The 26,292-nt window shown below is 50.6% G+C and carries 23 protein-coding genes; 8 read left to right on the top strand and 15 right to left on the bottom strand.

The annotated features are described in order from the left end of the window. Nucleotides 1–172: 172 nt before the first annotated feature. The 3 genes from BTA51_RS18010 to BTA51_RS18000 form a co-directional block, all read right to left on the bottom strand. Nucleotides 173–1,270 (bottom strand): 2-oxoadipate dioxygenase/decarboxylase family protein, encoded by a 1,098-nt coding sequence (locus BTA51_RS18010; RefSeq protein ID WP_246841084.1) that lies wholly within the window; start codon nt 1,268–1,270, stop codon nt 173–175. 44 nt (nt 1,271–1,314) lie between these two features. Beyond that, nucleotides 1,315–2,814, bottom strand: coding sequence for an aldehyde dehydrogenase family protein (locus tag BTA51_RS18005; protein ID WP_094709762.1), 1,500 nt, complete (start codon nt 2,812–2,814; stop codon nt 1,315–1,317). 99 nt (nt 2,815–2,913) lie between these two features. Next, nucleotides 2,914–4,056 carry a saccharopine dehydrogenase family protein gene (locus BTA51_RS18000; RefSeq protein WP_094709760.1) on the bottom strand — a complete coding sequence of 381 codons (1,143 nt, stop codon included), beginning with the start codon at nt 4,054–4,056 and terminating at the stop codon, nt 2,914–2,916. A 160-nt stretch (nt 4,057–4,216) separates the two neighbouring features. Here BTA51_RS18000 and BTA51_RS17995 point away from each other — a divergent pair, with 160 nt between their 5' ends. Beyond that, nucleotides 4,217–4,642: an Lrp/AsnC family transcriptional regulator gene (locus BTA51_RS17995; protein WP_094709758.1), complete on the top strand. Its 426-nt coding sequence runs from the start codon at nt 4,217–4,219 to the stop codon at nt 4,640–4,642. Between the two features lie 49 nt (nt 4,643–4,691). On the opposite strand, the gene alr is transcribed toward BTA51_RS17995, so the two are convergent. The 3 genes from alr to BTA51_RS17980 form a co-directional block, all read right to left on the bottom strand. Beyond that, nucleotides 4,692–5,774 carry an alanine racemase gene (gene alr, locus BTA51_RS17990; protein WP_094709756.1) on the bottom strand — a complete coding sequence of 361 codons (1,083 nt, stop codon included), beginning with the start codon at nt 5,772–5,774 and terminating at the stop codon, nt 4,692–4,694. A 104-nt stretch (nt 5,775–5,878) separates the two neighbouring features. Further along, a complete protein-coding gene (locus BTA51_RS17985; protein ID WP_094709754.1) occupies nt 5,879–6,265 on the bottom strand; it encodes a RidA family protein in 387 nt (128 codons plus the stop codon). A 38-nt stretch (nt 6,266–6,303) separates the two neighbouring features. Beyond that, nucleotides 6,304–7,647, bottom strand: a complete 1,344-nt coding sequence (locus tag BTA51_RS17980) for a D-amino acid dehydrogenase (RefSeq protein ID WP_371333201.1) — start codon at nt 7,645–7,647, stop codon at nt 6,304–6,306. 166 nt (nt 7,648–7,813) lie between these two features. Between BTA51_RS17980 and BTA51_RS17975 the strand changes: the two genes are divergently transcribed. Next, nucleotides 7,814–8,299, top strand: coding sequence for an Lrp/AsnC ligand binding domain-containing protein (locus BTA51_RS17975; RefSeq protein ID WP_094709750.1), 486 nt, complete (start codon nt 7,814–7,816; stop codon nt 8,297–8,299). A 37-nt stretch (nt 8,300–8,336) separates the two neighbouring features. Here BTA51_RS17975 and BTA51_RS17970 read toward each other — a convergent pair whose 3' ends face one another. Further along, nucleotides 8,337–8,939 carry an ACP phosphodiesterase gene (locus BTA51_RS17970; RefSeq protein WP_094709748.1) on the bottom strand — a complete coding sequence of 201 codons (603 nt, stop codon included), beginning with the start codon at nt 8,937–8,939 and terminating at the stop codon, nt 8,337–8,339. Between the two features lie 222 nt (nt 8,940–9,161). Next, on the bottom strand, nt 9,162–9,626 hold the full coding sequence (locus BTA51_RS17965; protein WP_094709746.1) for a hypothetical protein: 465 nt from the start codon (nt 9,624–9,626) through the stop codon (nt 9,162–9,164). 170 nt (nt 9,627–9,796) lie between these two features. Here BTA51_RS17965 and BTA51_RS17960 point away from each other — a divergent pair, with 170 nt between their 5' ends. Beyond that, on the top strand, nt 9,797–10,705 hold the full coding sequence (locus tag BTA51_RS17960; protein WP_094709744.1) for a DMT family transporter: 909 nt from the start codon (nt 9,797–9,799) through the stop codon (nt 10,703–10,705). A gap of 23 nt (nt 10,706–10,728) precedes the next feature. On the opposite strand, the gene BTA51_RS17955 is transcribed toward BTA51_RS17960, so the two are convergent. The 3 genes from BTA51_RS17955 to BTA51_RS17945 all read right to left on the bottom strand — a co-directional run bounded on the left by BTA51_RS17955 (nt 10,729) and on the right by BTA51_RS17945 (nt 16,250). Beyond that, nucleotides 10,729–11,934, bottom strand: coding sequence for a sodium:proton antiporter (locus tag BTA51_RS17955; RefSeq protein WP_094709742.1), 1,206 nt, complete (start codon nt 11,932–11,934; stop codon nt 10,729–10,731). 70 nt (nt 11,935–12,004) lie between these two features. Further along, entirely contained in the window at nt 12,005–12,547 is a 543-nt protein-coding gene (locus BTA51_RS17950) for a winged helix DNA-binding protein (protein ID WP_094709740.1), read from the bottom strand. Nucleotides 12,548–12,656: 109 nt separating this feature from the next. Continuing rightward, on the bottom strand, nt 12,657–16,250 hold the full coding sequence (locus BTA51_RS17945) for a hydantoinase B/oxoprolinase family protein (RefSeq protein WP_094709738.1): 3,594 nt from the start codon (nt 16,248–16,250) through the stop codon (nt 12,657–12,659). 293 nt (nt 16,251–16,543) lie between these two features. Between BTA51_RS17945 and BTA51_RS17940 the strand changes: the two genes are divergently transcribed. The 4 genes from BTA51_RS17940 (at nt 16,544) to BTA51_RS17925 (ending at nt 20,504) form a co-directional block, all read left to right on the top strand. Beyond that, on the top strand, nt 16,544–17,521 hold the full coding sequence (locus BTA51_RS17940; protein ID WP_094709736.1) for a TRAP transporter substrate-binding protein: 978 nt from the start codon (nt 16,544–16,546) through the stop codon (nt 17,519–17,521). A gap of 77 nt (nt 17,522–17,598) precedes the next feature. Beyond that, nucleotides 17,599–18,183 carry a TRAP transporter small permease gene (locus tag BTA51_RS17935; protein ID WP_094709734.1) on the top strand — a complete coding sequence of 195 codons (585 nt, stop codon included), beginning with the start codon at nt 17,599–17,601 and terminating at the stop codon, nt 18,181–18,183. Nucleotides 18,184–18,188: 5 nt separating this feature from the next. After that, nucleotides 18,189–19,487, top strand: coding sequence for a TRAP transporter large permease (locus BTA51_RS17930; protein ID WP_210404867.1), 1,299 nt, complete (start codon nt 18,189–18,191; stop codon nt 19,485–19,487). A 153-nt stretch (nt 19,488–19,640) separates the two neighbouring features. Further along, nucleotides 19,641–20,504 (top strand): LysR family transcriptional regulator, encoded by an 864-nt coding sequence (locus BTA51_RS17925; RefSeq protein ID WP_094709730.1) that lies wholly within the window; start codon nt 19,641–19,643, stop codon nt 20,502–20,504. Between the two features lie 21 nt (nt 20,505–20,525). Here the strand turns inward: BTA51_RS17925 and BTA51_RS17920 are convergent, their stop codons facing one another. The 4 genes from BTA51_RS17920 to BTA51_RS17905 all read right to left on the bottom strand — a co-directional run bounded on the left by BTA51_RS17920 (nt 20,526) and on the right by BTA51_RS17905 (nt 25,375). Next, entirely contained in the window at nt 20,526–21,872 is a 1,347-nt protein-coding gene (locus BTA51_RS17920; protein WP_094709728.1) for a cache domain-containing protein, read from the bottom strand. Between the two features lie 216 nt (nt 21,873–22,088). After that, nucleotides 22,089–22,835, bottom strand: a complete 747-nt coding sequence (locus BTA51_RS17915; protein WP_094709726.1) for an ABC transporter substrate-binding protein — start codon at nt 22,833–22,835, stop codon at nt 22,089–22,091. A 770-nt stretch (nt 22,836–23,605) separates the two neighbouring features. Beyond that, nucleotides 23,606–24,370, bottom strand: a complete 765-nt coding sequence (locus tag BTA51_RS17910; protein ID WP_094710008.1) for an ABC transporter substrate-binding protein — start codon at nt 24,368–24,370, stop codon at nt 23,606–23,608. 117 nt (nt 24,371–24,487) lie between these two features. Beyond that, nucleotides 24,488–25,375 (bottom strand): LysR family transcriptional regulator, encoded by an 888-nt coding sequence (locus BTA51_RS17905; RefSeq protein ID WP_094709723.1) that lies wholly within the window; start codon nt 25,373–25,375, stop codon nt 24,488–24,490. Between the two features lie 127 nt (nt 25,376–25,502). Between BTA51_RS17905 and BTA51_RS17900 the strand changes: the two genes are divergently transcribed. Continuing rightward, nucleotides 25,503–26,291, top strand: coding sequence for a putative hydro-lyase (locus BTA51_RS17900; protein WP_094709721.1), 789 nt, complete (start codon nt 25,503–25,505; stop codon nt 26,289–26,291). Nucleotide 26,292: the final 1 nt, after the last annotated feature.

Genomic DNA, 26,292 nt, shown 5'->3' with positions numbered 1-26,292 from the left:
AATTGATTCACGCTCAGTTGAATGGAAGAGAAAAAAAGCCCCGAATCAAGGATTCAGGGCCGCCTGCCTTTTTACAAATTGAGACAGATGGTCAATGGCAAAAATTGTGACCTGTTTTGACCTTTTTTAGTGCTGAATATTCCCTGACGCGTCCGGGGCATTGAATACGGATTTACAGGGGGGAATCTGCCTTGCGTGTCATGGTAAATATGCCTTGGGCGTTACGGCTGTCAAATCTCAGATCCATTTGGGTATTGCCCCGATCACACTTGATATCGTTGCGCTGGATAAACTCGAAAAATGAGCCCGGAACTTCGTGCGTCTCCAGTCCATCCGCCGTTTTGAACTGACGATTAACCATGGTGGCGCGATAAGCTGTCTGCAGGATATTGGCGTTCTGTGCCACCTCAATGACGGGCTTCATTGGCCGGCCAAGTGCCCGCTGTTCTGCGTCCAGCCTGTTCAGGTCTTCCACTCGGTCGGTGCCATGGTTGAAAGCGTTGCCTTCAGTGGAGATCCAGGCCATTTCCGCCGATTCCTTCAATAGAGTCTGGTAATCATTCCAGTAAGGTTCGGAGTGCTGGCGATCGAAGCATCCAACTAGTACTGGCAGCAGTTCTGAGGACTCTGTCGGTGTCAGCCACCCTTGTGTCGAGAGTCTATCCAGAAGCGCCATATGGCTGGGTTGTAGCGGATCAACTGATGTGGAGACGATCCGGTCGACAGCAGCCTGGAACGGTTCGGAGAACTCCTGGGGATAAAGTTCGCTGACGAAAAATTGGGAAATACTCTGTGGTAAGTCGCTGTGACAGTAGACAAAACCACACATTTTCAATTTGCTTAGCGGATATTCTCCAGCCATTTCAAATCCCAGGGGTTCCAGGATTCGGGAAAAAGCTTTGTAACCGGAGGGCAGGGCCTGGTTGTCCCAGCAGACGGTGCGCAAAGCCCCGTGGTCGAATACCACTTTATCGCCACCAGCGACCTTCTCCTGTACATAGATCTGACCCTCAGGGACTCGCTGTAGCAGATCCTGCAGTAATAACAGGTTCATGGCATGGGCCAGTATCGCCCTGGGAATCTGGTGTTCGTTGTCTGAATCCAATAGGGTTGGGTGGTGTTCAACGGAGTGCAGCAACTCCTCAACCTGATCGGAAGAGCGGACTGTCAGGAGCAATTTGCCTAATGTGGAACTCAATAACTGGTTTTTGCTGTTGCTAGATACTTCTTCAGCGTGCATAGGTACTGCCATACGTAAAAGGGTGGGCATATTAGCCCACCCAAATATAAAGAAAAATGACGTTTAAGGTGATGTTACAGGTCGAACTTGATTCCCTGAGCCAGCGGCAGTTCGGTGGAGTAGTTCACTGTCGCAGTTGCCCGGCGCATATAGCCTTTCCAGGAATCGGAACCGGACTCGCGACCGCCGCCGGTTTCTTTTTCTCCTCCGAAAGCGCCACCGATTTCTGCACCGCTGGTGCCCACGTTGACGTTGGCAATGCCACAGTCACTGCCGACGGCGGACAGGAACAACTCTGCCTGACGCACATCATTGGTGAATATGGCGGAAGACAGACCTTGTGGTACATCATTCTGACGCTCAATAGCATCTTCCAGATCGCTGTAGGTAAAGAAGTACAGGATCGGTGCGAATGTTTCTTCCTTATTGTTCTGCAGAGCGTTACCACCTTCCACAATCGCCGGATTGACGTAGTAAGCGTGTGGGAATTCGCTGTCCAGAGCGCGGCCGCCGCCAAAAACGTCGCAACCGTTATCACGGGCCTTCTGCAGGGCATGTTCCATTTGCTCGAATGAGCGGGAATCGATCAGAGGGCCTACTAGAGTCCCGGTATCCTGCGGATTACCAATAGGCAGCTGGCTGTAGGCTTTTTTCAGCCGGCCGAGCAGTTCCTGTTGAATGCTTTCATGGGCGAAGACCCTACGGGTTGTCGTACAGCGCTGTCCGGCTGTACCCACTGCACCAAAGACAATTGCGCGGGTCGCCAGATCCAGGTCAGCGCTTTCGCTAACGATAATCGCGTTGTTTCCACCCAGTTCCAGAATGGATTTGCCAAAACGTGCTGCAACTTTCTCGCCGACGATGCGGCCCATGGCACAGCTACCGGTGGCGCTGATCAGTGGGACGCGCTTATCGTTAACCAGTTGCTCACCGATGTCACGCTCACCAATCAGGATATGGGACAGATGAGCCGGTGCGTCACCGAATTTCGCCAGAGCCTGTTCAAACAGGTGCTGGCAGGCAATCGCACACAGAGGAGTCTTTTCAGAAGGCTTCCAGATCACAGGATTACCGCAGACGATCGCCAGGGCGGTGTTCCAGGACCACACAGCCATCGGAAAGTTAAAGGCGGAGATGATGCCGACAGGCCCGAGAGGGTGCCAGGTTTCGCGCAGGGCGTGGTCTGGACGCTCAGAAGCGATGGTCTTGCCGTACAACTGACGGGACAGACCAACAGCGAAATCGCAGATATCGATCATTTCCTGCACTTCGCCTTCACCTTCAGCGACGATCTTGCCGCATTCCAGAGTGATCAATGCGCCCAGAGTGCTTTTATGCTCGCGCAGGATCTCGCCGTAGATACGCATCAACTCGCCACGCTTGGGAGCAGGGACTCGACGCCATACTTTGAAAGCTTCTTTGCTTTGCTGAATCTTTTGTTCAACGCTGTCCGCAGTATCCAGTTTCAGGCTGGCAACAGTAGAACCGTCAATCGGTGAGTGGACTTTGTAGTCACCGCTGTTCAGGGTCGCTTCATCAAGACCCAGCTTGGAAAATATTTGTTTGATGTTCATGTATGCTCCTCCTTGGGAGTTATCATCCTGTTAAGCGGCTAAATTCAAATTATCTCACATTGAGGAGGAATTTAGCCGCAGACGTTTAATCCCAGGAAATCAGGCAATCTTTTTTACGCTTGGTTCAGATTCTTTAGGATCGTGACTACCTACAGTGTTCTTATTGTCCATGTAGTTGCGTCCGAATCTGTTGGCAATGAAGTCAGCAAAGCAGATGTCTTCCTGACGTACGAACCCTTTCTGAGGCAACTTGCCTTCCACCATCAGATCCAACGCCGCACAAATACCGCTGGCTGTGGTGATCTGGATGGCACTGCGCAGGGTGTTGTTGATTTCGCGGCTGTAAACCTTGCGAGCAAAGGTTTCCTGCACGAACATACCGTTTTTGGTGCCGCTGACGTTTACAAACACCAGAACCACGTCCTGCATGGTGACAGGTACGGAAGCTTCCATAATATCTTTCAGCAGATCAGGGCGATCACCCAGACCCAGGTCATTGATCAGCATTTTCATCAGATCACGGTGACCAGGATAGCGAACGGTTCTGTAGTTCAGGTTTTTGACTTTGCCTTCCAGAGTTTCACACAGAGTGCCCAGGCCGCCAGAAGTGTTGAATGCTTCGTAATCGTCGCCATCCAGAGAGAAGGTTTCCAGCTCTTCCAAGGGTGGAACTTCACGCAGTTTACCGTTAACGATGGCTTCACAGGGGTTCAGGTATTCGTTGATCAGGCCGTCTGTGCTCCAGGTCAGGTTGTACTTCAGAGCATTGGAAGGATAGCGGGGCAGAGCGCCGACGCGCATGTGAACGTTGTGCAGGGTGTCGAACTTTTTCGCCAGGTCGTATGCCACGATGGAAATAAAACCGGGGGCCAGGCCACACTGGGGAACCAGTGCGGTTTTGGATTCTTTCGCCAGTTCCTTGATGACGCGGGTGCTGGCAACGTCTTCGGTCAGATCGAAGTAGTGAGTGCCTTGAGCCACAGCCGCAGTGGCAATAGTTCGGCCAATGTTGAATGGACAGCAGTTGATGACGCCAAATTTGTCTTTCAGGATCTCTTCCATTTGAGCTTGGTCGGAAGCATCTGCTTGCTTGGTCTCAACCGCAGGAACCTGCAGTTTGACTCTGGCCAGGGATTCTTCGTACTGGTCAACAATCGTTACCGTGTAGTCTCCGGTGCTGGACAACAAGTCCGCGATCATGACACCAATTTTTCCTGCTCCAACAACTGCGATCGATTTCATAAAGCTCACTCCCAAAAAGTTGAAATTGTTTTAACAGATTTAGTTTAGGTAGCCTTGTTGTCGGATCGTAAGTGTCAAACTGACTATTTTACGGGTAAAAATTGACGAATCGACTATACTGGTAGTCGATGTGTCAAAATTGAATGAGATTTGAGCGTAAATGGATGATAAAAATCTTCAGTTGCTGAACCTGCTAAGGCTCAATGCCAGGGAGTCAACAGCTGCCCTTGCCAGAAAGCTGAATCTGTCACGCACGGCGGTGCACGAGAGAATCAGTAAACTCGAGGCCACCGGTATCATTCGTGGATATACATTGAAGGTGAATGAAGAGTACGCCAGTAAGCTGATTACGGCGCAGGTAATGATTGAAATTAATCCCAAGCTGGGAAAGCAGGTGACCAATAGCCTGGCGCGTATCAGTCAGGTTCAGTCTCTGTATACCGTCAATGGCCAGTATGATCTTATTGCGATTATCAGAGCTGAAAATACCCAGCAGTTGGATGAGGTGTTGGACAAGATCGGCGAAATTGACGGTATCGAAAAAACCATGTCGTCAATCGTGCTGTCAACCAAGTTTGAGCGATAAGACACAAGGGCAGGGGCTTCAATAAGTTATACGCCTGCCCGAGGGAGACTTACCGGTTTAGGTATTCCCTGTGAACTCTTGGTGTCAGGCAGGTCGTCAATGTGTAGGGGACCGAGTCATACCAGGGAGCTACTTCGTCGAGTGTCAGTGTTTCACCCCAAAACTCCACGTCTGAGCCAATATTGACGCCGGTCAGTCCTGTCAGGTCAACGGTGATCATGTCCATGGATACCCGGCCGATAATTTTGGTCATCTGACCGTTCACCATCACCGGCGTTCCCGAAATTGCCTGTCGATGAAAACCGTCACCATAGCCCATGGCCACGGTGCCTACACGGGTCGATTGTTCTGCCATCCAGGTTGCGCCATATCCAACGACGTCCCCGGGAGGGATATCGCGCACGGCTATGATTTCAGAACGCAGGCTCATGGCTTTGCGTAATTTATCGCCAAACGGATGGGAGCCGACAAAAGGTGAGGCACCATAGAGCATCAGACCTGGGCGCTGCCAATCCGCAAGGGCATCGAACCATCCCAGTGTTCCGGCAGAATTGGCCATACTGCGGGCGGCATTCAAGCCATCACAGGCCCTGTTGAAACAATCTATCTGATCGTGTGTCGCAGGGTTGTCCAATTCGTCGGCACAGGAAAAGTGGGTCATCAGAACCACTTCACTGATATGGGGAAGGGAAGATAACTGCTCAAAAGCGCTGCGAGTGAGTTCCGGGGGAATTCCCAGTCGGTGCATGCCGGTATCTATTTTGAGCCAGGCTTGGGTAGGCTGGGAACCATGCCAGTTCTTCAGGGACTCAATCTGTCCCAGATCGTGAATCGCTGTCCACAGGTTATATTCCTGGACGGCTTTCAGATCTTCGCCATCGAAAAAACCTTCGAGCAGCAGAATAGGCTTTTCGATGCCGTTTTCCCTCAGACTGACGGCTTCTTCTACGCACGCGACAGCAAAGGCGTCTGCATCCTGATTCAGCGCATTGGCAACCACTACCGCACCGTGGCCATAGGCATCAGCCTTAACGACAGCCAGGGCGCGCCCCTGTGGGGCCATGGATTTTGCCAGCCGATAGTTATGCCGGATGGCATCAAGATCAATAACGGCTCTTGCCTTACGACTCATAAAAAGCGCTCTTAAGATTCATCAAGGCCCCACCGGTACAAAATACCGGGAAGACCTTGAGGATTATGAGGGATGAAACGTGACTCTGCCACAGTCGGCTGATATTAGTCAGCCAGCACCATGATGGCTTCGACTTCGATATCAACGTTTTTGGGAAGCTGTTTTACAGCATAGGCTGCGCGGGCAGGGTATGGTTCGTTGAAATAACGGGCCATCACTTCGTTGACTTGTGGGAAGAATTCCATGTCTGACAACAGAATTGTCAGTTTTGCCACATCGGCAAAAGAGCCACCAGCAGCTTCAATTATGGCACCCATATTGTCGAATACACGGACCGCCTGAGCTTCGAACGAATCATTGACGATTTCCATGGATGCAGGATCCAGGGGAATCTGACCGGAAATATAGACAGTGTTTCCGGCTTTAACTGCCTGAGAGTAAGTTCCGATAGCTGCTGGAGCCTTGTCAGTATGGATAATGGTCTTTTGCATGTTGAATCCTTGATTAATTAGTTGGTTGCCTCAGGGGGTTAACCCGCGTACTGGGCTTTCAGGCGAGGAGCCCGGGCGCTGCCGTAGCGCTCAATACCCAATCCTTCAGAACTGATTTCCGGTTTGTGACCGCTGATGACATCGGCAATGTACTTGGCTGAACCGGTAGACATGGTCCAGCCCAGGGTGCCATGGCCACTGTTGATAAACAGGTTGCGATATTTGCTGCCACCCAGAATCGGTGTACCGTCCGGAGTCATCGGACGCAGTCCGGTCCAGAATGTTGCATTACTCAAATCTCCACCGCCAGGGAACAGATCACCGACAGAGTGATTAACGTTACGCTGACGATCGGGAGGCATTTTCAAATTGTAGCCACAGATTTCTGCGGTTCCACCAACCCGAATGCGGTCATTCAGACGGGTAATGGCAATCTTAAAGGTTTCATCCATCACCGTGGATTGAGGCGCTTTGTCCTCATCCACGAGCGGAATGGTGATGGAATAACCTTTAACCGGGTAAATCGGTGCATTGATGCCGATGGTTTTCAGCAACAACGGGCTGTAGCTGCCCATCGCTACAAGATATCTGTCTGCCGTCAACAGACCTTCTGAGGTACGTACCCCATCAATACTGTCACCTGTGGTCAGCAGGCCATCGATCTCGGTGTCATATTTGAATACTACGCCGGCCGCTTCACAAGCTTTAGCCAGTGCCTGGGTAAATTTAAAGCAATCACCAGTTTCATCACCCGGCAGACGCAGGCCCCCGACGTATTTTGACTGCACATGGCGCAGGCCGGGCTCTACATTGATGCAACCCTGACGATCGAGTGCCTGGTAGTTGACGCCGCATTCCTCAAGAATCGCGATGTCTGAAAGCGAAGCATCCACCTGCTTTTGAGTGCGGAACAACTGGAGAGTCCCCTGGGTACGATGATCGTAGTCCAGAGACAGTTCATCCCGAAGGTTTTTCAGACAGTCCCGGCTGTATTCTGCCACCCGCACCATGCGTGCTTTGTTAATGCGATAGGACTTTTCATTGCAGTTCATCAGCATTTTGAAAAGCCAGGAATACATTCTTGGATCGGCTGTCAGACCAAGACGTAGTGGGGCAAGATCCTGCATCATCCACTTAATGGCTTTTAGGGGAACCCCCGGAGCCGCCCAAGGGGCTGAATAACCCGGTGATACCTGACCGGCATTGGCAAAGCTGGTTTCCAGGGCAGCTTCCGGTTGACGATCTACTACAGTTACTTCATGACCTGCTTTGGCCAGATACCAGGCGCTGGTAACGCCAATAACGCCGGAACCTAAAATCATCACTCTCATGGTTTGCCCCTCCTCCCAACTACGGGTGTCAGCTTGGCTGAATTGATACAGGAAAAAGATGTGATGATTATAGGGTGGATGACGCCATATATTTTTACGAATTTTGCTATTTTCCAAAATAAAGTCTGGATTTTTCTAAAAATGCAGAAAATAATCTCGTGTAACGGGTTGTTTTGTTTTTTGCTCTGTTTTGGGGCGGGTATTGGGAGGGGAAACTATGAAGCCAATGAAGAAAAAGCGGGAGTTCGATCGAATAGATAGCAACATTATTCGAATTCTGCAAAAAGAAGGGCGTATATCCTATACCGACCTGGCGGATCGGGTGGGTCTATCTACGACACCTTGTATGGAGCGGGTAAAGCGGCTTGAAAAAGAGGGGGTGATTCAGGGATACCATGCCCGCATCAATCCATCGGCGTTGGATTACAACATGCTGGTATTCGTGGAAATATCCTTGTCTTATCAGTCCCCGGACGCTTTTGCACGCTTCAGCGAGGCCATTGCCGGATTTCCATATATTCTTGAGTGCCATTTGGTTTCTGGTGACACGGATTATCTGATCAAGGCGCGGATCAGTGACATGTCGCAATATCGGGAACTGTTAGGGGAAATGTTGCTACGTATTCCCGGAGTGAGAAACTCAAAAAGCTATATTGTCATGGAAGAGGTCAAGGAGACTCATATTCTGCCAGTGGATATCTAATGGCCGCTAACGACAGTGGTGGGGATGCAGGCCGTTTTCAGTGTTTTCCCAGGCGCATTGCCGTGTCGGCGGCAAAATTCATAATGTCGGGATACATGGCCAGGAAGATATCCTTCAGTTCAGGCTCGTATTGTTGCAGCACTTCCACGGTGATTCCCAAATCACGGGGTTTACGTAATCGTTGCCCGATGCGATCCAGTGCCATCCTGATATTGTCGATATCCCCATAGGCGCTCAGCCAATCATACTGAACCATTCTGGTGAGCATGTACTGTAGTTTGGGAGCTTCCGCTTGGAGAGAATCAAACTGTTCCTGCAGGACCAGATACTGCTGTTCAATCCACGCACTTTTGTCCTCTGAATGGTAAAGCTGCCATTGACGGGAGAGGAAGTAATCCCAGAACAAGTCCAGGCAGATACCGGAATAGCGCCGGTAATGGGAAGGAAACAGGGCTCGGGCATCTGCATTGGCAGGATGATCATCCGTGTACTGGTCTATATGACGATGCAAAATGATTCCCTCAGCTATTTCCGAAGGATATTCGCTAAGATCGGTTCCCTTGACGAAATCGCCCAGCAGATTACCAAGGGCATGGGTATTGCTGTGATCGGCGAGGTGCAGGTGAGCGAGATAGTTCATACTGGTCGAGCTTGTCTGGGAGTTGCGTTCAGGCTAACACAATTCGCCGATCATCAGCATGATCCTCCGTCCAAATCCTGCAATCCTACCAGTAATCTGTATGTTGGCTGCTGCCTAAATTAATATGTTGGCTGCGACCTAATTAAAAGGGCAGTCTTGTAAGAAGCTGTTTAAATAAGGCGCATTCATACAAGGGGCAATCGAAAAGCTATCTAAGGGTTATCAAAGAGCCGCCGCATCGAAGAAAAAGCTTGGAACGAACACTTCCGGCAGGTATTTGTTCAGCTCACGATCCAGATGGTTCCACAGTTCCTCGTTATTCGGGTCTAGTTGCAGACTCTTGCTGGCATCCTGAATGACGTCATTCAGTGCCACCAATTGCGAAGACCAGTCCAGACCATTGTTCAGTGCCGTGTAGTTAACCGGCGCACCATATTGGCGGAATACCGTTCGATAGCAATCGTCGATATCTTCCACCCAGCCGCTCATGCTGCTGGAGAGGTCAATAATATCCTGTCCCATGGAGGACAATGGTTGATGATCAAGAAGGTAGGGGGTGAAGACGCTTTTCAGAATGACGACAATTTTATTGCGTTCTGATTCGCAGGCGCCCAGTTCCAGTGCCATGGAAAACATTGGAATGACGAATAGCAGAAGCCCAAACATCAGCCGGAGTTTTGCTTTCATACTTTATCCTCCTTGTCTGTTTGGTGAGCAGACATTGATAAGCGTAGTTGAAAATGCTGAATCAGGCTTAAAAACGACTCCCCTAAGTGGCTTGGAAGGTTGCCGGATGCATCCGCTAAAACGCGAAATTTCCTCTTGCGTCAGCCTGTTAACTCTGGCCCAATGCGCCGATGCAAAACGACAGTCAACCCATCACTACATCTTCGACCCCGCCGGTTAATGAACGAAAGGCTCTGGGCTTTGGCCTGGCGGCTGTTCTCTGTTGGTCAACGGTCGCTGTTGCCTTCAAGATGGCTCTTGCCCAGATGGATGTGGCAGAGTTGCTTTTCTGGGCGACACTGACATCGGTTCTGGTGATGGGGCTGGTGCTCGCCGTTCAGGGTAAACTCGTCCAGTCGTTTCTGGGATTGAAATCCAACTGGGTCAGGGCGCTGGGAATGGGCATTATCAATCCTCTGGCCTACTACTTTGTTTTGTTTGCCGCCTATGACCGACTCCCGGCCCAGGTAGCTCAGCCGGTTAACTATACCTGGGCAATCGTATTGGCCTTTATGGCGGTGATATTCCTCGGACATAAGATCTCCAAAGCAGATTTTGTGGCGATGGCGTTGGGTTATTCCGGGGTGGTGACCATTTCTTTAGGCAGCTCGTCGGACCAGACGCCTCTCTCATTTATCGGTCTGGGGCTGGCTATTTTCAGTACTCTGCTTTGGGCGGGATACTGGATTGCGAATTCTCTTGATAAGCGTGATCCCGTGGTCGGTCTGTTCCAGAACTTTCTGATGGCCTTGCCGCTCACCCTGATATTGGCCTGGCCCCTGGAGCCGGGGTTCAAACCGTTGCTCAGCGCTGTATATGTGGGCACATTTGAAATGGGGATTACCTTCGTTCTGTGGCTTTTGGCAATGAAGTCCACACGGCATTCCAGCCGGTTAGGAAACCTGATTTTCCTTTCTCCTTTTATTTCCCTGGTCCTGATTCATCTGTTTCTCGGTGAGCACATCTATGCCACCACGATGATCGGGCTGGTCCTGATCATCGCCGGGCTGATTATCCAGAACCGATATGCGCGTCACTAGCATGATTCCCTGAAGGGAGCTTGTTATTTCAGATGGTTTTTTCGTAGGTAAATCTGCAACACAACAGGGTTCACAATCAGTGTGAACAGGCAGAGCACCAGGACGATGCAGAGCATATCGTTTCGGTAGGGATAGCTATTTGGAATCATCAACACCAACGCGCAGGATACTGCTCCCCTCAGACCTCCGAGGGTAAGAATATGCTGCCACCTGATGGGAATGGGTTGTCTGACCGCCCAGAACAGAGCACCGCTGCCATAAATTAACAGGGCACGGGCAAGAAACAGGATGACGATGACCCCAGGTATTGCCCAGGACAAAGGGAAGGGGTGCAGGCCGGCGGTAACGCCCAGTATGAAAAACAATACACTGCCGGCCAGTTCATTCAGATAGTTCCAAAAGCCTGAGAAGGCTTCTTTTTTCGCAGGTCTTCCCCTTGTCCTGATATAGCTCCAGGCCGCAAACATGGTGGTGACGACGCCGGAGATGTGCAGCAGGTTTTCAGCCAGAAGAAAGCTGGCGAATGCCAGAACCAATGACAGGGACAACTCGGCAAAATGGTTCCTTTCATACCAGATCAAAATCAATTTCGAAGCCATCCAGCCCATCAGTATTCCCAGTGGAATAGCGGCACCGAGTGTCCACAGTAAGCGCAGAGCCAGTTCTCCGGAATGAAGCTCCTCTGCATTCAGGGCCAGAGCGGCGATGCTCAGGAAGGCGACAATTGCGGTGCCATCGTTAAACAGACTTTCGCCTTCCAGCAGAGCCGTTAGTTCCTTTGGCATATGGAATCGCTGAAAGATGGTGCTCACGGCGGATGGATCCGTCGCCGCAACCGAGGCCGCCAGTAGCAGGGCGTGGATCAAAGGGACGCCAATTAACCATTGAAAGGGTAATCCGATCAAAAAGATTGTGATGGCGACCCCCGCTGTGGCCAGGAATCCCACGTGCAGTCCGTGTTGTTCCACTTCCGAAGGGGACAGGGTTCGGGCGCTTGAAAAGATCAGTATCGGCAGCAGGAGGGCAAATACCAGTTCCGGCGTCAGGTGTAAGGTAGGGAGAGGGCCGTAATGTGGTTGAATCAGCCCATAAGCCAGCCCGGCAAGAAGGAGCCAGGACTCAGGGGGGAGGATGCTTTTGCGCGAAAAGTGGCGAATGCCCGCCAGCACAAAGAGCAGTACGCAAAATGAGGCGACATTTATGGCTAGTGTGGCATCATGCTCGAGCATCCCTGTCCCCAATTAATCATTGGTGAAAGTCTAAATTAATAGGTGCAAATCTAATTTATTTGGTGAAAGTTTAAAGGGAGGCTGCTGCCCTGGCTGCCTGATCATAGAGTCCGGAGACGCTTCTCAGAATTGTGGCCGCCACTCGCAAATCGTCAGTATCGGTATCAATGACTTTCAGAGAAGACAACAAACATTGTTCCCGAACCTTGCGGTAATCGTCACAAGCCTCGTAACCTGTTTTCGTGGTCCGGTAAAAGACTTCCTTGCCGCGTTTTTCGCTTTCAACCAGTCCACCCTTTAGCAGCTTCTTCAGTGAATAGTTCACTGTATGCTGATCTTCAATATTCAGCATAAAACAAATATCGGCAATGCGCTTGGGACGATCACGGTGGTTGACGTTGTGCAACACCATGATATCCAGAGGACCCAGATCTCCAATCCCGGATGCTGACATGCAGCGAGTCATCCAACGGCTGAAGGCATTGAACGCAATAAACAAGCCGTATTCCAGCTCGCTCAGTTGCCAGCCTTCACTTGATGCCAGATGGTAGGAGGAGACGATGGGAGGAAGGTCCAGAGCGGAAGGTGCATCACTCGTGTTTTTTTTAGACATAGGCTTTGCTGGTCTCATTTAAGTATGCATTTAACAGGCAGGCCTTAGGATACCAGCCATCATGACTCGCTCCCAGTCCTTGGGGCGAGCCATGAATAAAACGGCCCTGTCAGGACTGGCCGTAGCCACCGCCTCCCGGGGTTTCAATCATAAACACATCGCCGGTCAGCATTTCGACCTGGTCCGCCGCCTTCAACTCCTGGATTTCACCCGTATGGCGAATGACCCGGTTGTGGCCTACCTGTCCCGGATTGCCGCCAGCCATGCCATAGGGGGCTATCAGGCGGTGACCGGAAACGATCGCGGCAGACATCGGAGCCAGGAAGCGAATTTTACGGATGACACCGTCGCCTCCCTTATATTGTCCGCTGCCGCCACTGCCATGCCGGATCCGGAAGTCATCCACGGCCACCGGATAACGCCACTCCAGTACTTCAGGATCCGTCAAACGTGAGTTGGTCATGTGGGTATGAACCGCATCGGTGCCGTCAAATCCAGGACCAGCACCAGATCCACCGCAAATGGTTTCGTAGTACTGTTTGGACTCATCGCCAAAGGTGAAGTTATTCATGGTGCCTTGGGCCGCTCCCATGGTGCCAAGCGCCCCATAAAGCGTGTCGACGATCGCCTGAGAGGTTTCCACATTGCCGGCAACCACCGCAGAAGGGTAGGTGGGGTTCAGCATGCAGCCTTCCGGAACGATCACATTCAGAGGCTTCAGGCAGCCTTCATTCATGGGAATATCGTCGTCGACCAGTGTACGGAACACGTAAAGGGCCGCGGCCCGGCAGATGGAAAGAGGCGCATTGAAGTTGTTTGCCTGCTGTTCCGAGGTACCGGTGAAATCCAGAGTGGCTGAACGGGTTTCCTTATCGACATGAATGGAAACACGGATGACGCCTCCCTGGTCCATGGGATACTCAAAAGTTCCCGAGGTAAGCTGGTGTATTACCCGGCGTACAGACTCTTCCGCGTTGTCTTGAACATGCCCCATGTAGGACTGCACGACGTCAAGGCTGAAATGTTCCACCATGCGCTGCAGTTCCTGGACGCCCTTTTCATTGGCCGCAATCTGAGCGCGTAGATCGGCAATGTTCTGGTCAATGTTCCTGGCAGGATACTCCCCGTCGCCGAGAATCCTGCGAATGTCGGATTCCAGCAGCTTACCGGCCTGAACCAGTCTGAGGTTGTCCAGCAACACGCCTTCCTGATCCACAGTTGAGCTATGGGGAGGCATGGAACCGGGGGTGATGCCTCCGATATCCGCATGATGTCCCCTGGAGCCGACATAGAACATCACCTGATTGCCGGATTCATTGAATACCGGAGTTACCACGGTGACATCAGGCAAGTGAGTGCCGCCGTTATATGGGGCGTTGAGCACAAAGACATCGCCTTTTTGCATTTCCCCCTGCCACTTGCGAATGACCGAGCGAATACTGTCGCTCATGGAGCCAAGGTGCACTGGCATGTGAGGGGCATTGGCGACCAGATTGCCCTCGCTGTCGAACACGGCGCAGGAGAAATCAAAGCGTTCTTTAATGTTCACCGAGTGTGCGGTATTGGCGAGTACGCCCCCCATTTGCTCGGCAATCGACATATACAGGTTGTTGAATATCTCCAGCATGATCGGATCAGCTTCGGTTCCAATTGCATGCTGGTGTTGCTGGGCAACGACTCGCTCCAATACCAGGTGACCCCGATTGTTGATCACGGCCTGCCAGCCCGGCTCCACGATCGTGGTGCTGTTACGGTCGATAAGAATCGCCGGACCGTCAATTCGGTCCTCCGGCTGCAATTTATCGCGATCATACAAAGGGGTTTCCCGATAGGCCCCTTGGCTGTACATCTGCACATTGGCCAAAGCTTCAGCGTCTTCCTGGGAAATATCACGAGAGAGAACCGGGTCATCCGCCACGCCCGTATCGGCAATCGCCTCAACCGAGACCGCCTCTACAATCAATGGGCGATCGCTGACAATAAAACCGAATTGCTGACGGTGCTGCTGCTCAAATTCATTACGCATGGTGTCGGCATCTGCCGCGATTACGGGGAGGGCAGTGTCAGTCCCTTCATAGCGAAGCAGGGCTTTTGAAATGACGGTAATCTGGGATGCCTGCAGATCCTGATCAAGCAGTTCCTGCTGTGATTCCGAGGCGAGTTTTGACCAGGCGTCCCCGACTATCTTGAGATTGTCTTCGCTCAGTTGCAGTTCTACGGATTGCTCCCGCATGGCCCGTATCTCGGCCAATCCCATACCATAGGCGGAAAGGACACCAGCATAAGGATGAATGAACACCCGCTCCATCCCCAGGGCATCGGCGACTAGGCAGGCATGTTGTCCGCCGGCTCCCCCGAAGCAGCAGAGCGTGTACTCGGTAACGTCATAGCCTCTCTGCACTGAGATTTTTTTCACCGCATTGGCCATGTTTTCGACAGCTATGCGTAGGAAACCTTCTGCCAGTTCTTCAGGACTGGTGCCGACTTCAGTCGACAGTTGGTTAAAGCGGCTGACCACGGCGTCCCGATCCAGTGGTTGGTCTCCGTCAGGTCCAAAGACATTGGGGAAATACTCGGGCTGGATCTTGCCCAGCATCACGTTGCAGTCGGTGACCGCGAGTGGGCCTCCGCGACGGTAACTGGCTGGTCCGGGGTTGGCTCCAGCGGAGTCCGGGCCCACTCGCAAACGGCTGCCGTCATACTGCAGGACTGAACCGCCACCGGCGGCTACAGTATGGATACTGAGCATCGGGGCTCTCATACGCACGCCTGCAACAACGGTCTCGAAGCTACGCTCAAACTCGCCATCATAGTGGGATACGTCGGTGGAGGTTCCCCCCATATCAAAGCCGATCAGCTTATGGAAACCTGCCATGGCCGCAGATCTGACCATGCCGACCACACCCCCGGCCGGGCCGGACAGGATCGCGTCCTTGCCTTGGAATTTATGGGCCTCGGTCAAGCCTCCGTTGGATTGCATGAACATGAGGCGCGCGTCGCCAAGATCATTGGCCACCTGGTCGACATAGCGACGTAGAATAGGAGATAAGTAGGCATCCACCACCGTGGTATCGCCCCTGCCCACAAGCTTCATGAGCGGGCTGACCTGGTGGGATACAGATATTTGCTGAAAACCTATGTTTCCGGCCAGTTCGGCGACAGCCAGTTCATGGTCCGGGTAACGGTAGCCATGCATGAAAACGATCGCAACGCTGCGTATACCTTCCTGATATGCCGCTTCCAGTGCTTCCCGGGCAGAAACCAGATCAAGAGCTTTCTCAACAGTGCCGTCAGCCATAATCCTTTCGCTGACTTCGGCCACTTTTTCGTAAAGCAACTCAGGTAAAACAATGTTTCTGGCAAAAAGATTGGGGCGGGTCTGGTAGCCGATGCGAAGGGCGTCTGAAAAACCCTTGGTGATTAATAGTAGTGTGCGATCCCCTTTCCTTTCGAGAAGGGCATTGGTAGCGACGGTGGTTCCCATCTTGACGGCATCAATCATGTCTGCCGGAATCGGATCACCGTTCTTTACACCCAATAACTCGCGAATGCCTTGCACGGCAGCATCACGGTAGCGTTCAGGATTTTCTGATAGCAGTTTGTGAGTGGTGGTGGAACCGTCAGGGCGCTGGGCCACCAGGTCAGTAAATGTGCCACCACGATCGATCCAAAACTGCCAACGACCAGAATTATTGTTGTTCATTACGTGACTCCGAATGCTGTTACTGGATTGCTACATGATTTCTAGATTAGATCATGAGTTCTAGGTTACATCATGAGTGTGTAAATATATTAAAAATAAATTATCGACAAATTGTCAATAAAATGATATTAATTTTGTTGTGTTGTTTTGGAGTGGTTGAAAAAACGATTCCAGCGTAAAAATAAGAAACAGCCCTTGATGCCTGTTTCTGGACGGTCGCTAACTACACTCAATAACAATAAACAGCATGTTGTAGAGGTCAATAACCAGAAATCTTCCAAAGAGGCGTAACGATGAAGAATAAAATGTTCTACAAAATTGCCGGCGCTATTTTCGCTATCTTCGCATTGGGAACGGCCCAGGCGGACGAGTGGGATATGCCCACCCCATACCCTGATAAGACTTTTCATACACAGAATATTATTCAGTTTGCCAAAGATGTTGAGGAAAGCACCAAAGGTGAGCTGAAAATCAAAGTTCATACGGCAGGTTCTCTGTTCAAGCACGCGGATATCAAGAATGCCGTACGCGGTGGGCAGGTACCGATTGGTGAATTCTTCCTATCACTTCTCTCCAATGAAAACCCCGTATTCGGCGTGGATTCACAGCCATTTCTGGCCACCAGTTATGAAGATGCCGATAAGTTATGGCACGCGCAGAAAGATGTGGTTTCCAAGTTATTGGATAAGCAGGGGCTGATGATTCTCTATTCTGTACCCTGGCCTCCACAGGGCTTGTATGTACGCAAAGAAATCAGCAGCGTGGATGACCTGAAAGGCGTGAAGTTCCGTGCTTACAACGCCACCCTTGAACGCCTGGCCAGCCAGATTGGCGCAGCCCCCACCCAGGTTGAGGTTCCGGACATTCCCCAGGCGTTTGCTACCGGACATGTAGAAGCCATGATCACTTCCCCTTCAACCGGCGCAAATTCCAAAGCCTGGGACTTTGTGAATCACTATTATGATATTCGTGCCTGGTTGCCGAAGAACGTTGTGGTGGTGAACAAACGGGCATTCCGTCGACTCGACAAATCCGTTCAGGAGGCCGTTTTGCAGGCCGCAGCTGCAGCGGAGAAGCGTGGTTGGGAAATGAGCCGCCAGGAAACCACGGAACAAACCAAGGTTCTGGCTGACAATGGTATGGCAGTGCATGAACCTACTTCTTCCATGTTGAAAGAATTTCAGGCGCTTGGAAATCAGATGATTGATTACTGGGTATCCGAGGCCGGACCGGAAGGTCGCGAGATTCTGAATCAGTATAACGCTAAATAACCGTTCAATATTGATGATCCCGAATTGAGGTAATCAGTGAAACTGGCTACCTCAATCGTTAAAGGGGGGAGTACATAATGCGCCGTATATTAGACGTTATATATACCTGTGGCGCAGGTCTGGCTGCACTATTTATCCTGGGAATCTGCCTGCTGGTAGCTGCTCAGGTGTTCCTGAATCTTATCGATCGGCTACTGCTACTTTCCGGATTTGATGCGGTGGGTCTTTCGATACCGTCCTACGCGGACTTTACCGGATTTTTCCTGGCCGCCTCGTCGTTTCTGGCACTTGCCTACACTAAGCGTGAAGGCGGTCATATCCGGGTGACGCTGATGCTTCATCAGTTGAACGCTAAATGGCGTCATATTTTCGAGATAGCTACTCTGGTAATCGGTGGTGCGGTAACGATTTACTTCGCTTTCTATACCGGACGATTGGTATGGGATTCCTTTGTCTATGAGGATTTGTCATCCGGCATTATTTCCGTCCCTTTATGGATACCGCAGTTTTCCATGTTGCTGGGGCTGATCATCCTGGCGATTTCTTTTATCGACGATGTTGTGTGCGTCCTTATGGGGGCATCCCCCAGCTATCACGGCAAGGGAGAGGAAGCTCTGCTGGAAAAAGAAGAAGCTCCAACAACCATGTTTGAAGGGGAGTAGTGGGTATGGAACTTCTCAGCACGTTATTCTTGTTGATTCTTTTGTTTGCGCTGCTTGGCGGCGGACTCTGGGTGGCCATGTCACTGATGCTGGTGGGTATGGCCGGGATGATGATGTTTTCATCTGCTCCCATGGGAGATGTTCTGGCGACCACAGTCTGGGGAGCCAGTAATTCCTGGGCTCTGGCCGCTTTACCTCTCTTTATTTGGATGGGGGAAATTCTGTTTCGTTCCAGGCTGTCTGAAGATCTGTTTACTGGACTGGCGCCCTGGATGGGGCGTGTGCCCGGGCGTTTGCTGCATGTGAATATACTGGGCAGCGGAATTTTTGCCGCGGTGTCCGGTTCCTCGGCCGCTACGGCAGCGACCATCGGTAAGATGACGATACCGGAGCTTTCCAGCCGCGGGTATCAGCAAAACATGATTATTGGAACCCTGGCCGGTTCGGCCACATTAGGGCTCTTGATTCCACCTTCGATTGTTCTGATCGTTTATGGGGTGGCCACCGAACAATCCATTGCCCGGTTATTCATTGCGGGGGTGCTGCCAGGCTTATTGTTGGTTGTCCTGTTTATGGGCTATGTCATGTTATGGTCGTTCCGGCAGCCAAAAGAGAGTGTGGCCAGTGAAGAAGTGCTGCCTCTTAAGGAAAAGGTTAGGAGATCCCGTCGTTTGATTCCGGTGGTGTTGATCATTTCCGGTGTTATTGGCTCGGTGTATTCAGGAATCGCTTCCCCGACTGATGCGGCTGCGGTCGGTGTGCTGCTGTCTCTGGTATTCTCTTTCCTTACCGGATCATTAAACCGACAGAGCTTTATCGAGGGCCTGATGGGGGCCACCAAAACCTCCTGCATGATTGCTTTTATTCTGGCAGGGGCGGCCTTCCTGACCGTTGCCATGGGGTTTTCGGGGATACCGAAATCACTGGCGTCCTGGATTTCCACACTGCAGTTGTCCCCTTATGCACTGCTATTTGCACTCACATTGTTCTTTATTGTTCTGGGCTGTTTCCTTGACGGTATCTCCGTGGTGGTGTTGACCACTTCGGTGATCATGCCCATGGTAGAGCAGGCCGGGATAGATCCCTTATGGTTCGGGATTTTTCTCGTGATTGTGGTGGAAATGTCTCAGATTACGCCACCGGTAGGGTTCAATCTCTTTGTGCTGCAAAACCTCACCGGGAGAAATATCCTGCAAATCTCCAAAGCTGCCCTGCCGTTCTTTCTGTTGATGCTGGTTGCGCTGTTCATTGTGACGGTGTTTCCGGAGATCGTAACTGCCCTGCCTAATCAAATGGGCGGGTGACCATTTCCCATGCCGTACCCTCGGCCTTGGTTGGCCCTGTCGTTCAGGGCCTTTTTTAAAGGACTTATCTTTTCGTTAGGCAAATTCGTCATGGACTGAATATGACTCGGTCTGTTGGCGTTTAACTGAGCACAGTTTTCAGAAGATACGCTTATGAATACGAAAAATTTAGATGCCTTTTTAGCGATAGTTAAGTATGGGACTTTCAAAGCGGCAAGTGAGGTGCTGCACACGACGCAGCCTGCCATTTCCACCAGAATTGCCAAACTCGAGGAGGATGTCGGTTCTGAACTTTTTGACCGGTCGGACAAAAGAGTTCGATTGACACCAAAAGGTTACGCGCTGCTTCCCTATGCGGAGCGAATTGCTGCCCTGTTGAAAGAAATGCAACATGTGGCCGGTGAGCGAAATGGATGCAGTCGGACCATGAGGCTGGGAGCGACAGAAACCGTGGTGCATTTATGGATTTCCAAGTTCATCAATGCACTGCACGGCCACTATCCCAGCCTTTCGATAGAGCTGATTGTGGATCAATCATCCTGCCTTCGAGAAAAGCTGGTCACAGGTGAACTGGATCTTGCATTTCTGACCGATGCGGCGGCGGATTCTGATATAGAGTCCCAACCTTTCTGCACTTATCCGCTGGCGTGGGTCGCAAGCCCGAGACTGACAGAGCCGGGGGCAGATATCGACCTGCACGAACTTGCCCGATTCCCCCTCATTACCTATCCCCGCCAGTCAAAACCTTATATCCAGCTTCAGGAAATGTTTAACGCGGTGAATATGCCGACGGTCAGGATAAATGGACTGAGCTCCCTCGCCACAATTATTCATATGGCTTTAGATGGCATCGGTATTGGTATTTTGCCCCAGGCGGCGGTTGAGAAGGAGTTGTCCAGCGGTGAGTTAATCCGGTTGAATCCCAATAAAAGTCTTCCTGATCTGGAATATGCTGTGGCGAACCGTACAGATCCATTTTTCCGTACGGTCGCCACGCTGGCCTGTACGCTCAGGTAGGCAAAATCTCTGTGGCAGGTTCTATAACGGAATCTCTACCTTAATCAGCGTGCCGGCACCTTTGGAGGTGAACACCGACAGTTTTCCACCTATCAAGTGTGCCCGCGCCTGCATATCGTTAAGTCCTACACCGGCAGATAAGGCTTTGCTTTGAGTGTCCGTCATATCGAAGCCCGAACCGTTGTCCTGTATCTTGAGAGTCAGCTTGTTTTTGCTCTGATTCAGTCGAATATCGGCTTTGGAGGCTTTTGAATGTTTTACGATATTGTCGATAGATTCTTTAGTGATGCGATACAGAGAGCTTTCAAGGTCCGGGCGTAATCTTGATTCGGTTCCAGTTTCTTTGTAAGTAAACCGGATCTCGCATCTTGAGTTGGTGTCGTCAACCAGAACTTTCAGGGCTTCACCGAGTCCTTTTTCTTCCAATGCGATAGGTCGTAGCTCCCCGGAAATTCGGGAAATATCTTCGATGGTTTTGTTCAGGAGATTCACTGATTCTGCGGTATCCTGATCCTGTGGGGAATCTCCGGATTTCGACGCTTTTTCCAGTTTCTTGCGGACGCTGTAGAGTGATTGAGCAATGTTTTTCTGGAGTTCATAAGCGACCTTTCTGCGTTCTTCCTCCTGTGCTTCGATGGCTTTATGGGAGAGCATCTGCAGTTGCTCATCTGCCAGTTTTCCTTCGCTTAATGTCATTCGGGCACCGATGACACCCACGATCAGGATCGCAATACCGGAAGCCCCCAGAACTAACTGCAGAGACGTTGCAATACTCTGGTCAACGGAATCCTGAATTTCCGCGATGGTATCTTCGATGTCATCCACATACAGCCCCGTGCCGATCCACCAGTCCCATCCGTCCAGGTTCTGGGCATAGCCGATTTTATCGACTTCACGGTTCAGGGAAGGCTTCATCCACACGTAGTTGGAAAAGCCTCCACCTACGCGGGCTTTGTTATAGAGTTCCTGAATGATTTTAACCCCGTTCGGGTCTGTCATATCTTCCTGATTGGCTCCTTCCAGATGGATATTGGGATGGGCCTGGGTGGTGTATTTTTCATATCCGAAAAAGTAGCCATCGTTGCCGTAGGCCATATCCCGGATAATCTGCCTGACCTGTTCCTGGGTACCTTCCTGCGTTCTGTTTTCAGGAGAGGTCAGATGTTTAAGTGAGGTGACCGCGATGTTGGTGTAGTTCTTAATTTCCTGACGGCGTAATTCGTAAAACTTATCAGAGAAGTTGGCAACGTTGTGGGTGCCCAGTTCATCCACCTGGCGAATGACCAGTCCTATCATTAAGGAGCTGATGATCACTAGCGGCAGTAACGTCAGGATAAGAATTTTTATTCGAAAATTGAGCTTTTTCATTGTTGTGCCCCGTTTTTTGGATAAAGGCCCCCCAGGGCGTGCTCTGGAAAGGGAGACGCCTGCGGGGGCCGGTGTGTTAATCGGTCTTGATTGGGGGAGTTGAGTCTGAGGTTACCCGGAGGGGCTTGTTTTATCGCCCCTGTCTTCTTTTTGTCAGTACGGCATGTATTGGCCCGGCGTATTGTTAACCGGGTGGCTTATCCTTCGCCGGATGATTCACTCTGAGTAGGCTTTAACAATGTTGTTATAAGTTCCATCTGACATCATTTCCTGCAATACGTTGTCGAACTTATCGCGCAAGCCGCTGAGGTTGTTTGCTTTGGAAAAAGCGATGTAGCTGGGAACGCTTTGGACTTCGCGATCCAGAGACTTGAACTGGCCGCTTAGTCCCAACTGTTTGAACATGGCCAGAGCCGTATATCGATTGCTGATCAGAATATCGATGCGGCCGGATTGGAACTTTCTGACACTCTGTTCGAGGTTGGTAGCCTCTGATAGTTTTTTGAAAGTGCCATTTTTACGCGCTTCGTCAAATGCGCTGCCGTAGCTGATATCGCGAACGATGCCAATGCGGTAGTCGGCCAGGGAAGTCAGATCCCCGTTGAAGCTGATCGTGCTGTCCTTGCTGACAAACAGAACCACTTCCTGGGGCATCAGAACCGTTTTTGAGTAATCCAGAAACTGCTCCCGTTCGGGATTCTTATAGGCGGTGAAGATCGCATCTGCCTGTCCTTCTTTCACCATCGACAATGAACGGGGCCAGGCATTGAGGCGGATTTGCGTATCCATGTTCAAGCGCTTGAAAGCCTCATTGACGATGTCTACCACCATCCCTTTGACCTGGTCTTCTTCCTGGTATTGATAAGGCGGATATTGAAGGGTTACGAGCTTCACTACTTCCGCATTGGCGGGTGAAAGCCAAGTGACAGTTAATAACATCATTAAGCTGAATAAGTGTTTCATACAGGGGCTCCCGATGTCGTTGCACTTTTCGACAATGTCGTTGCGCTATTTCGATATAGCCGTTAGGCCGGTAAACATCCTTTAGGTCGGTCAATTCCTATAGATCGCTAACATCCTTTGGATGGGTCATCATCCTTTCTGTTAGCGGTCTTCCGTTGCTTCTTATCTGCGGTCGTCCATGGCATGAGATGTAAGGGATGACTCTTTGGGGCTGTGCTATCCGAGGCTCTTTTTATCTGGATCAGTTTTTAACTGGATCAGGTTCTATCAAGATTAGTCTGGATTCTTCTTTATTCGAGCGAGTATCTGTTCGCATACCTTGATGCCCTAAGCAATGCTGTAAGGTTGAAGAGCAATGTTCGTGCATTCATGACAAATATCAGAATGCTGATGACTGAAAACATCACAAAACCGGCAAACCAGAGGTCATAGGGCAGACTGCTCCCGGAATGGCTCCTTATGCAGGCAAAAAGTATGTTGATGCTGGACAGAGTCAGGAAGCCTGATAGGGCAGACATCAAAATAACGGAACAGCAATCGGCAACGGATGATATTTTAATGGAGGCAATCATTAATAATATTTATCTCTGACAATAAAATATACTTTATATTTAAATTCCAGATATTCCGGAATGTATTAATATAATTATTGTTGTATGTCCTGGAAGGTGTAAAGACGATTAAATTTATTGTCTTGAATAAAAATATTTGATTAATCGAGTCGCAGAAAGGGAGTGTTGACTGGATATGGTTGAAATGTATTGAAAAGGTTACATTTTATAACGTGCGAGTATCTTTTTATATTCACCGTTGTTTTTGAGTCTGATCAGCTCACGGTCAAAATCATCACGTAGCCGGGTCAGTCCCTGTTTCCTGGAAAAGCCTATAAAGCTGGGAACGTGATCCACTTCCCGGGACAGGCTGGTGATCAGATTCGTCATGCCCGTGGTTTGCAGTTTCCAGTCAGCCACAAACTTATTGCTGATGAACAGATCAATACGCCCCAGCATGAGTTTTTGGAAATTTTGTTCAAGCTTTTCAACGGATTGGACGTTGAGGTTTGGGCGCATCTGATCAAATCGAGGGCCGTAACTGATCGTGGAGATCACTCCGATTTGCTTGTCTCTTAAGGTGGTCAGATCTCCATTGAATATGATTGGACTGTCCTTTTTGGCGTAGAGTGCGATGGTCTGGTGAATCAGTACTTCCTTTGAATAATCCAGGAATTTCTCGCGGTCCGGAGTTCTGTAGGCAGTGAAGATGGCGTCAGCGTTGCCTTTCCTGACCAGGTCCAGGGAACGGCTCCACGGGTGAATGTTGATTTGTACTTCATGTCCCAGTGAGGTCATGATTTTTCTGACAATATCGACGGCGATGCCGGTTGGACTGCCATCTTCTCCGGTGTATTCCAGCGGGGGAAACTCCAATGATACAAATACATATTCTTCTGCATTTGTATCAGTTGCAGAGAGGAGAAGTGACATTGATATTAAATATGAGTACAGCAATCTCTTCATATTAATAACAGGATTCATATAAATTACCCTCATCAAAAGATCGTTCTCGGATAATTTCCATATACCACCTGATTAAGATTAGGTGAGAGTCATATTTATAACAAATGTATGTGCTCTGCCAAAGTGGTTTGAATGTTAAATGGACTGATTCAATTCCAGTGCAAGTTCCGTGATGGCCTTGAGCAGATGGGCATCTGCGGTTTGCATGTAGCTGATGGTGAAGCTCATTTCAGGCAGCTCTCCTCCCACCACCTCGATCAACTCAAGTTCATGGTTCTCCAGTTCCCGGCCGATCACCCTGGAAGGAATGACTCCCACTCCAACACCTTCTGCGCAAAGCCTCACCATGGCCGATAGAGAGGTGTTGCCATAGATCTTGAAATTTTTCATTTTAGCTTCGGTGAACAGATCCCTGATCGCCATATGTGGCAGTGTGTTTTTGGGGTATGTGATGACCGGATAACGCGCAACTTCATGCAATGAAAGGGGTCTGCCGTGCAGAGGAAGTCTGGGACTCGCAATCCAGTTCAAAGGGTAACTGGCCAGGTCAAAGTTGCACACATTGGGTTCCTGGATGGGCCCCAGAAGAAAAACGATATCCAGAGCACCCTTGAGAAGGTTTTCCCGCAGGTTTCGGGAGACGTCGACTTCGATATCCAGTGTGATCATCGGATAGGTACTGCGAATGGCTTCCACCAGTTTAATGAGACTGGTATGTACAATCGTTTCAGACACCCCCATTCGGACATTGCCACTATAGGCCTGTCTTGATTCCGCGATATCCAGAATATCTGCCCGTAGCTTCAACATCTGCTCAGCATAAGGCAGTAACTCTCGACCTTTGGCGGTAAGGCTGACCCGTCGCGCGTCTCTCTCAAACAATTTGACGCCAAGCTCATTCTCCAGAGCGGCGATTCGTTGGGATATGCCGGGCTGGGTTGTGTGAAGACGTTGGGCGGCCAATCGGAAACCACCCAGCTGAGCCACCCAGATGAAGGTTTCCAGGTTCTTCAGATCAATCATGTACCGCCTCTCAAATATTGATGGATAACAAAATATGATCACTTGAGATCATTATATATAATTTGTATTTATTGATTATGCCGTAGTTTAATTCTTAATCATATTGACTGATTGGGAGTTAAGCGTAGTGATCAGTATCAAGACTGTGGATGGCGGCTTCAGGGGAGCCATTCGTTCCGGTAGCTACACTGGCCAGACTTCCGGGATGGCTCCTGGATATGTGCAGGCCAATCTGGCCATTTTCCCCAAAGACTGGGCAGAAGAGTTTCTCAGATTCTGTCTATATAACCCCAAGCCTTGCCCATTGCTGGGGGTGACGGAGCCGGGTAACCCAAAGTTGCCGATGCTCGGTACAGAAATTGATTTGTGTACCGACCTGCCGCTCTACCGGGTGTGGCGTGACGGTCTCTGTGTCGATGAGCTCAGCGATATTCGGCATCTATGGCGCGATGATCTGGTGGGATTTGCCATCGGATGCTCATTCTCTTTCGAGCAGGCCCTGCAGGACGCGGGTATTCGATTACGCCATATAGACCAGGGGCGTAACGTTTCCATGTATCGCACCAATATACCGTGCTTGCCGGCAGGACGTTTTAGCGGCTCTCTGGTCGTATCAATGCGACCCATGAAAGCGGCTGATGCGATTCGGGCCATTCAGGTCTGCTCGCGATTCCCCAACGTTCATGGCGCCCCGGTTCATATAGGAAATCCCGCCCAGATCGGGATTGCCGATATCTCCCAGCCGGACTATGGCGACCCCACCGAAATACTCGACGACGAAATACCTCTTTTCTGGGGGTGTGGTGTGACTCCGCAGGCTATTATTTCAGAAGTGAAGCCTCCGTTTTGCATCACTCATTCGCCGGGTTCAATGCTGATTACAGATTTGTTGAACGGAGCACTCGCAGTGCTATGAG

The organism is Hahella sp. CCB-MM4 (assembly GCF_002260525.1).
Lineage (GTDB): Bacteria > Pseudomonadota > Gammaproteobacteria > Pseudomonadales > Oleiphilaceae > Hahella.
The sequence above is the reverse complement of the archived record's forward strand: the minus strand, read 5'-3'. Positions and strand labels throughout refer to the sequence as shown.